Consider the following 7,625-nt stretch of genomic DNA (forward strand, 5'->3'; position numbering starts at 1 on the left):
CACGTGACGGGGGTGGGGGGCGGGTACGCGTCGTGCGTACCCGCCCCCCACCGCCGTTCCTGTCCCGGCGGGCGCTCAGGCCAGGGCGGGTTCCTTCTCCGGGCCGGTCGCGGAGGTCGGGGCGGGCGGGTTCGGGTCGGTGTTGAGTTCGGTCAGCATCCGCTTCGTGAAGCCGAAGAAGTACGTGGCGAGGAAGCCGGCCAGGTAGCCGACGGCCAGGCCGCCCGCGTAGACGGCGAGGGTGGCGCCCATGCCCGCCTTGCCGTCGAGCAGCGGGAACAGGGCCCAGCCCGACGGGCCGATCGCGGTGGAGCCGACGCCGACGCCGAGCTGGCTGAAGAGTCCGACGAACGCCCCGCCGGCCGCGCCGCCCGCGCAGGCGGTGATGAAGGGGCGGCCCAGCGGCAGGGAGACGCCGTAGATCAGCGGTTCGCCGACGCCCAGGAAGCCGGCGGGCAGCGCGGACTTGATGGTGGCGCGCAGCGAGCCGTTGCGGGGGAGCCGCAGGTGGACGGCGATGGCCGCGCCGACCTGGCCCGCGCCGGCCATGGCGAGGATGGGCAGCAGGACCGTGTGGCCGGACTGTTCGATCAAGGTGGTGTGGATCGGGATGAGGGCCTGGTGGAGGCCCAGCATGACGAGTGGGAGGAACAGTCCGCCGAGGACGAGTCCGGCGAAGGCGCCGCCGGTGGCGAGCAGCCAGTTGGCGAAGGTGCCGATGGCGGTGGAGACCTCACCGGCGATGAACATCAGGCCGAAGAGGGTGACGAGGCCGGAGACGAGCACGGTGAGGGTGGGGGTGACGAGGACGTCTAGCGCCTCGGGGACCCACTTGCGGCACCACTTCTCGACCTGGACGGCGAGCAGGGCCGCGGCGAGCGCGCCGAGGACGCCGCCCTGGCCGGGGGACAGCTGCTGTCCGAACGCGTCGATCTTCGCGACGCCGGGGAAGACGATGATCGCGGCGACCGCGCCGCCGAGGATCGCCGTGCCGCCGAATTCCTTCGCGGTGTTGTAGCCGACGAACACGGCGATCAGGGACATGAACCCGGAGGCCATCGCGGCGAGAGCCGGGACGAGCGCGGGCAGCCAGCCCAGGTTGGTGAGCATGCCGTTGAGTCCGGCGATGATGCCGCAGCCGATGAGCGCGGGGATCAGCGGGACGAAGATGTTCGCGATGCGCCGCAGGAACAGCTTGAAGGGGGTGGAGTTCTTCGCCTTCCGGGCGTCCTTGAGGGCCGCTCCCTGCGCCGCGATTTCCTCGGCGGTGACCGCCTTCGGCGCCGCCGAGCGCCCTTCCTCGACGAGGGCCTCGAACTCGGGCGTGACGCGGGCGACGGTGCCCGGGCCGAGGACGATCTGGTACGTGTCGTCCTCGACGACGCCCATGACCGCGGGGACCGCCTTGAGGGCCTCCTCCTGCACGAGGGTGCGGTCGCGCAGGCCGATCCGCAGGCGGGTCATGCAGTGCGCGATGGAGGTGATGTTGTCCGGACCGCCGACCAGAGGAAGGATCGCGGCGGCTGTGGCGCGGTTCTTGTCAGTGGACATGGTGGTGTCGCCTTGCGTAGGGGGGTGCGGGCGGGTCAGTGGGAGCCGGGGGCGGCGGGGGCATCGGTCGGGGCACCGGTGGCGGCTCCGGTCGGCGCTCCCGTCGGTGCTCCGGTCGGCGCTTCGGCGAGGGCGGCGCGGAGGTGGCCGTCGGAGGCGGTGAGCAGGCGGGCCGCGGTGGGGCCGTCGACGCCGCCGAGGATCACGAGGATGGCGTCCTTCACCTCGCCGCCGGTGGCGGTGAGCGCGGCCTCGATCTCCGTGTCGGGGGCGCCGGTGGCGAGGGCGACGATGCGGCGGGAGCGGGCGCGCAGCTTCTCGTTGGAGGCGCGGACGTCGACCATGAGGTTCCCGTACGTCTTGCCGAGCCGGATCATCGTCACCGTCGAGATGAGGTTCAGTACGAGCTTCTGCGCGGTGCCCGCCTTCAGCCGGGTCGAGCCGGTCAGCAGCTCGGGGCCGACGACGACCTCGATGCCGTGCTCGGCCGCGGCGGCCAGCGCGGAACCGGCGTTGCAGGACAGCCCGACGGTGAGCGCGCCACGGGCGCGGGCGGCCTCGACGGCGCCGATCGCGTACGGGGTGCGGCCGGAGGCGGAGATGCCGATGACGGTGTCGTCGGGGCCGATGCCCAGCGCGGCGAGGTCCTCGGCGGCCGGTTCCGCGGAGTCCTCCGCGCCCTCGACGGCCTTGACCATGGCGGAGGGGCCGCCCGCGATGAGGCCGACGACCCGCGCCGGGTCGGTGTTGAAGGTGGGCGGGCACTCGCTGGCGTCCAGCACGCCCATCCGGCCGGCGGTGCCGGCGCCCGCGTAGACGAGCCGGCCGCCGCGGGCCATGCGTACGGCGATCCCGTCGACGGCGGCGGCGATCGTCTCCAGCTGCCCCGCGACGGCGTCCGGGACGGTGGCGTCCTCGGCGTTCATGAGGCGGGTGATCTCCAGGGTGGACAGCCGATCGATCTCCGCCAGCTCGGGGCGGAACGCCTCGGTGGTGAGCGTGTCGAGCTGGGCGCGGAGGGCGGCGTACGCGGTCATGGGCGGGGCTCCTGGCGGGTCGTGCGCTTGCTGGTGGGGGCGGTGGCGGAGTGCCGGGGGGCGAGGGCCTCGTAGGAGGAGGCCAGGGCCGGCGCGGCGGTCTCGTACGTCCGCTGCGCGACGCCGACGAACAGGCAGTCGACGACGAGCAGCTGGCTGGTCCGGCTCGACATGGCGGCCGGGCGCAGCTGGGTCTCGCGGGCGGCGGAGGTGGCCAGGACGAAGTCGGCCCAGTGGGCGACGGGGCTGCCCGGGCGGCCGGTGACGGCGATGGTCGTCGCGCCGCGCTCGAAGGCGTGCCGCAGCGGCTCGATGACGTCGCCGGTGCTGCCGGAGTGGGTGACGGCGACCGCGACGTCCCCGGGGCGCAGCAGGACGGCGTTGGTGACGGCGAGGTGCGGGTCGTTGTGGGCGTGCGCGATCAGTCCGATGCGCAGCAGCTTCTGCGCCAGGTCCTGGCCGACGAGCCCGGAGGCGCCGACTCCGTAGATGTCGACGCGGCGGGCGCCGGCGAGGGCGCCGACGGCGCCGGACAGCTGGGTCAGGTCGAGTCCGGCGGCGGTGTCGGCGAGGGTCTGCGCCTCCTCGTGCGCCAGCTTGGCGACGACGTCGGCGAGCGGGTCGTCGACGGCTATGTCGACGGTCACGGCGGGGGCCGCGCCCGACTCCTGCTGCGCGGCGAGCGCGGCGAGGGCGAGGCGCAGGTCGCGGTAGCCGGGGTAGCCGAGGAGGCGGGCGGTGCGGACGACGGTGGCCTCGCTGGTGCCGGTGTGCTCGGCGAGGGCGGAGACGGTGAGCTGGGCGCAGCCGGCGGGATCGGAGGCCACGGCTTCGGCGACGGCCTGCACGGAGCGGGTCATCGACGGCCCGAGGCTGCGCACGCGGGCCCGGAGGGCGGCGGGGGCGGGGGCCGGAGCCGGTACGGGGGCGGTTCCGTTGCCGGTTCCGGTGGCGGTTCCGGTGGGCGCGCCCGGTTTCACGTCGGCCGCGTGACCCGCGTCGCTGAAAGTTTCTTTCGCGTTCTTGCTCACGTCTGAAATCTATTTTCGGGCGGGGCGGTCGGTCAAGGCGCCATGGGGCCGTGTCCCGCGAGACCTTCGGCCCCGGGAAAAGGGACCTTCGCCGCCGGGGGTGCACGGGTCCACAATGAGCCCATGGACACCCCGACCCCCCTGGAGCAGGCGCTGCACGTCGCCCGCGCACTCGTTCTCGCCGATCTCGCCGCAGCCGAGGTCGCCGACGCCGACGTCGTCTCCCTCGTCGAGGACTCGGTCACGCACCGCCGGTGGTGGGTGGAGCAGTGGCCGGAGGGCGTCGATTACCTCGCCGGACTCGTCGCGCAGGACGTGAAGGACGCCCTGCTGGAGAAGTACGGACGCTGGCCGCTGTGCCCCGTCTGCGGACACGGCGACCCGCACGCCCTGGACGTGGATCCGGAGCTGGGACCCGACCCGCACTGGGTGTGCTCGGAGGCCGGAGTACGGGTGTCGGCGGTGGGCGGCCTCGGCCCCGTCCTGCACCCGGGCCGGTGAGCCGCCCGTGACGGTGTACATCGACCCGCCGGTCTGGCCCGGGCACGGCCGCATGTGGTCGCACCTGGTCAGCGACGTCTCGTACGAGGAACTGCACGCCTTCGCGGCGTCCATCGGCTGCCCGGCCCGCGGCTTCGAACGCGACCACTACGACGTGCCCTCGCACCGCTACGCCGACGCGGTCGGGGCGGGCGCGGTGGAGATCGGGAGCAAGGAACTGGTCCGCCGCCTCACGGACGCCGGCCTGCGCCGCCCGAAGGGCCGGCCGTACTGAGGGTCGGACCGAGGGTCGTACGGTGCGTCGTGCCGGGCGGCGGGCCCGGTCGGGTGCGGGATCAGCCGCGGACGGCGCCGGCGGTCTCGGTGGGCGCCGGGCTGGTGGCGGGGCGGGAGCCGCCGACCACGCGGGTGCCGTGTGCGCCGTGCGGCGGGGTGCGGCGGTGCAGGCGCAGGGAGATCAGGGTCAGGCCGATCGCGGTGAGCGTCATGGCCGCGCCCGCCCAGGCGGTCGCGGCGAAGCCGAGGCCGGCGTCGATGACGGTGCCGCCGAGCCACGGTCCGCCCGTGTTGCCCAGGTTGAACGCGGCGGTGGTGGTGGCGCCGGCCAGGGTGGGGGCGGCGCCGGCGACGTTGAACATGCGGGCGTTGAGCGCGGGCGCGGTGAAGAACGCCGAGACGCCCATCAGGAACGACAGCGCCACGGCCGCGACCTGCACGGAGGCCAGCAGGGCCAGCGCCGTCAGGAACACCGTCGAGGCGGTGATGCCCCAGATCAGCACCCCGAAGAGGTGCGCGTCGGCGACCCGCCCGCCGATGGTCGTGCCGATCAGCGCGCCCACGCCGAACAGGCCGAGGATCCACGGGACCCACTTCGAATCCAGCCCGGCCACGTCCGTGAGCAGCGGCGACAGGTAGCTGAAGGCGCAGAAGATGCCGCCGGCGGCCAGCGCCGTCACGCCGATCGACAGCCACACCTGACGGTCGCGGTAGATGCGCAGCTCACGGCCGAGGCGGGGCTTCTCGGCGGGCAGCGGGATCCGTGGGATCAGCGCGAGGATGCCGACCAGGGCGACCGCGGAGGCCGCGCCGACCGACCAGAACGCGGAGCGCCAGCCCAGGTGCTCCCCGAGGAAGGCGCCGGCGGGGACGCCGAGGACGTTGGCGATGGACAGTCCGCCGATCATGACGGCCATCGCGCGGGCCCGCTGGTCCTTGTCGACCATGGCGATGGCGACGGCCGCGCCGACGGCCCAGAACCCGGCGCAGGCGAGCGCCGACACCACGCGGGAGGCGAAGAGCAGCCCGTACGAGGGGGCCAGCGCGCCCGCCACCTGCCCGAGGCCGAACAGGATGATCAGCGCGATCAGGGTGGTGCGGCGCGGCAACCGCAGGGTGGCCACGGCCAGCAGCGGGGCGCCGACGACCATGCCGATCGCGAAGGCGGATATGAGCAGGCCCGCCTGCGGGATCGTGACGCCCATGTCCTCGGCGATCGGCGGCAGGAGCCCCGAGAGCATGAACTCGCTGGTGCCGAGCGCGAAGACGGACAGGCCGAGGACGTACACGGCCACGGGCATGCGGGTGCGCGGGGCGCGGGCGGTGGGGGTGGTGGGGGCGGTGGCGTCGGGGGACGACGCCGCGGGGACGGGCGCTGATGAGGCTGCGGGCATGACATACACAAACCAGGTCGTAGCGGGCCGCATTCCCGTATGACGGTGTGTATGTCAGGTCAGGGTCGCCAGTTCGCGGGTCAGGTTGGCGCGGGCGGGGGCCTCCCAGTGGCCGGCGCCGTACGGGGTGCGGAAGAGGCGGGGCAGGCTCAGGAGCTGCCGCAGCACGGCGGCGCGTCCTGCGCGGAAGGCGTCCTCCGGGACGAAGCCGTACTCGGCGCGGACGGCGGCGGCGTAGGCGTCGTACGCGGCCGGGGCGCCGGCGAGGACGCCGAGGTCGGCGTCGCAGAGGACCTCGCCGTTGGTGTCGCCGGGGGCCGGGTCGTGGGTGACGGTGAGCCGGACCAGGCGGGCTGTCTCGGCGGTCCGGGCGGCGTCTACGCCGAGCTCGGGGAGGGCGCGCTCGGCGAGGGCAGCGCTGCGCTCCTCGTTCTCGGAGCGGTCGGGGCGGTAGACGGCGTCGTGGAACCAGGCCGCGAGCTCGACGGCGGCGGGGTCGGTGGGGTCGGTGGCGGCGTCGGTGGGGGGCGTCGCCGGGTCGGCGTCGGTGAGTACGTCGATCCGGGCCAGGACGTCGGCCAGGTGGGCGGTGGTGTGGTAGCGGCGCTGCGGTTCGGCCCAGGCGGCGAGGAGGCGGTCGGCGTAGGGGGCGGGGTCGATGGTGGGGTCCGCGCCGGCGGCGGTGAGGGTCGCCTGCCAGCGGGCGCGGAGGTCGGTGTCGCGGGTGGTGGTGTCGGGGGCGGTGGTGTCGGGGGCGGCGGCGCCGGCCGTGGGGGGCGGGGAGGTGGTGGTGCCGCTCGTGGTGTCGGCGTGCTCGGGGTCTGTGTTCATGCGCACATTGTGGGGGTGGCGTGATTGTGCTGGTGGAGCGAGGGTGGGGCCCCGTACCCTGCATATTGGACTAGACCTATTTTCCATATCGGTCCGGCCCGGGCCATACGCGCAGTTTTCCGATTTCCGAATTCCGAAGGATGGGACGACATGAGCAACCGTGCGCTCCTGGAGGTGATCGCCCTCGACGTGGAGGACGCGGTCGCCGCCCAGGCCGGTGGGGCGGACCGACTCGAAATGGTCGCCGACATCGCCGCCGACGGGCTCTCCCCGTCGCGCGAGACGTTCGCGGCGATCAGGGCGGCGGTCGACATCCCGCTGCGCGTGATGCTCCGCAGGGCGGACGGGTTCGCCGCCGGGGACCTGGCCGGTCTGGTGGAGACGGCGCGGGGGCTGCGGGCGGAGGGGGCGGACGAGTTCGTGCTCGGGTTCCTGGACGCGGAGGGCGGGCCGGACCTGGGCGCCGTCGAGGCCGTGGTGGCGGAGCTCGCCGGGTGCCGGTGGACGTTCCACCGGGCGATCGACCGGGCGCCGGATCGGGACCAGCTGCGGAAGGCGCTCGCGGAGCTGCCCGGTCTGGACACGTACCTCACCGCCGGGTCGGCGGCCGGGGTCGACGAGGGGCTGCCGGTGCTGCTCGCGGAGGCGGCGCGGGCGGGTGAGCCGGGGTACGGGGCGCGGATCCTGGTCGGCGGCGGGCTGGCGCTGCGGCACCTGCCGGAGCTTCGGGCGGCGGGCATCGACGCCTTCCACATCGGCGGCGCGGCGCGGCCTGCGGGCTGGGACGGGCCGGTCTCGGCGGCGGCGGTGGCGGAGTGGCGCTTGGCGCTGGGGTAGGGGGGCGGGGCCGGGTGGGGCCGGTGGGGCGGGGCCGGGTGGGGCGGCGGCTGCGGGTGGGTCGGGGCCGGGGCCGGGGTGGGGTGTCGTCCGGGGCGGGCATGATTTATGGCGCCCTGTCCGCAGCTTCGTTTGCCGGGCGGCACCGCGCGCCAACAAATCACGTT

General features: G+C 74.5%; 8 protein-coding genes. 3 read left to right on the plus strand and 5 right to left on the minus strand.

All coding sequences use genetic code 11. From position 1 onward, the window contains the following. Positions 1–75: 75 nt before the first annotated feature. Genes ACZ4XJ_RS32215 through ACZ4XJ_RS32225 form a run of 3 tightly spaced genes read right to left on the minus strand, consistent with a single transcriptional unit; the run spans position 76 to position 3,568 of the window. Positions 76–1,551: a PTS transporter subunit EIIC gene (locus ACZ4XJ_RS32215; RefSeq protein WP_468498229.1), complete on the minus strand. Its 1,476-nt coding sequence runs from the start codon at positions 1,549–1,551 to the stop codon at positions 76–78. A gap of 35 nt (positions 1,552–1,586) precedes the next feature. Beyond that, positions 1,587–2,588 carry an N-acetylmuramic acid 6-phosphate etherase gene (murQ, locus tag ACZ4XJ_RS32220; RefSeq protein ID WP_468498230.1) on the minus strand — a complete coding sequence of 334 codons (1,002 nt, stop codon included), beginning with the start codon at positions 2,586–2,588 and terminating at the stop codon, positions 1,587–1,589. Beyond that, positions 2,585–3,568, minus strand: coding sequence for a MurR/RpiR family transcriptional regulator (locus tag ACZ4XJ_RS32225; protein WP_362876753.1), 984 nt, complete (start codon positions 3,566–3,568; stop codon positions 2,585–2,587). The genes murQ and ACZ4XJ_RS32225 overlap by 4 nt, the downstream gene beginning before the upstream one ends. 174 nt (positions 3,569–3,742) lie before the next feature. Between ACZ4XJ_RS32225 and ACZ4XJ_RS32230 the strand changes: the two genes are divergently transcribed. Together ACZ4XJ_RS32230 and ACZ4XJ_RS32235 are read left to right on the plus strand one after the other, a co-directional pair. Beyond that, positions 3,743–4,120: a hypothetical protein gene (locus ACZ4XJ_RS32230; RefSeq protein WP_362876702.1), complete on the plus strand. Its 378-nt coding sequence runs from the start codon at positions 3,743–3,745 to the stop codon at positions 4,118–4,120. 7 nt (positions 4,121–4,127) lie between these two features. Then, a complete protein-coding gene (locus ACZ4XJ_RS32235; RefSeq protein WP_468498231.1) occupies positions 4,128–4,394 on the plus strand; it encodes a DUF4031 domain-containing protein in 267 nt (88 codons plus the stop codon). A gap of 61 nt (positions 4,395–4,455) precedes the next feature. On the opposite strand, the gene ACZ4XJ_RS32240 is transcribed toward ACZ4XJ_RS32235, so the two are convergent. Beyond that, positions 4,456–5,697 carry a Cmx/CmrA family chloramphenicol efflux MFS transporter gene (locus ACZ4XJ_RS32240; protein WP_362876754.1) on the minus strand — a complete coding sequence of 414 codons (1,242 nt, stop codon included), beginning with the start codon at positions 5,695–5,697 and terminating at the stop codon, positions 4,456–4,458. A 147-nt stretch (positions 5,698–5,844) separates the two neighbouring features. Continuing rightward, on the minus strand, positions 5,845–6,621 hold the full coding sequence (locus ACZ4XJ_RS32245; RefSeq protein WP_468498232.1) for an HD domain-containing protein: 777 nt from the start codon (positions 6,619–6,621) through the stop codon (positions 5,845–5,847). 150 nt (positions 6,622–6,771) lie between these two features. Between ACZ4XJ_RS32245 and ACZ4XJ_RS32250 the strand changes: the two genes are divergently transcribed. Then, complete coding sequence (locus tag ACZ4XJ_RS32250; protein WP_468498233.1) at positions 6,772–7,458, plus strand: copper homeostasis protein CutC; 687 nt, start codon at positions 6,772–6,774, stop codon at positions 7,456–7,458. Positions 7,459–7,625: the final 167 nt, after the last annotated feature.

The organism is Streptomyces sp. NPDC029836 (assembly GCF_055574495.1).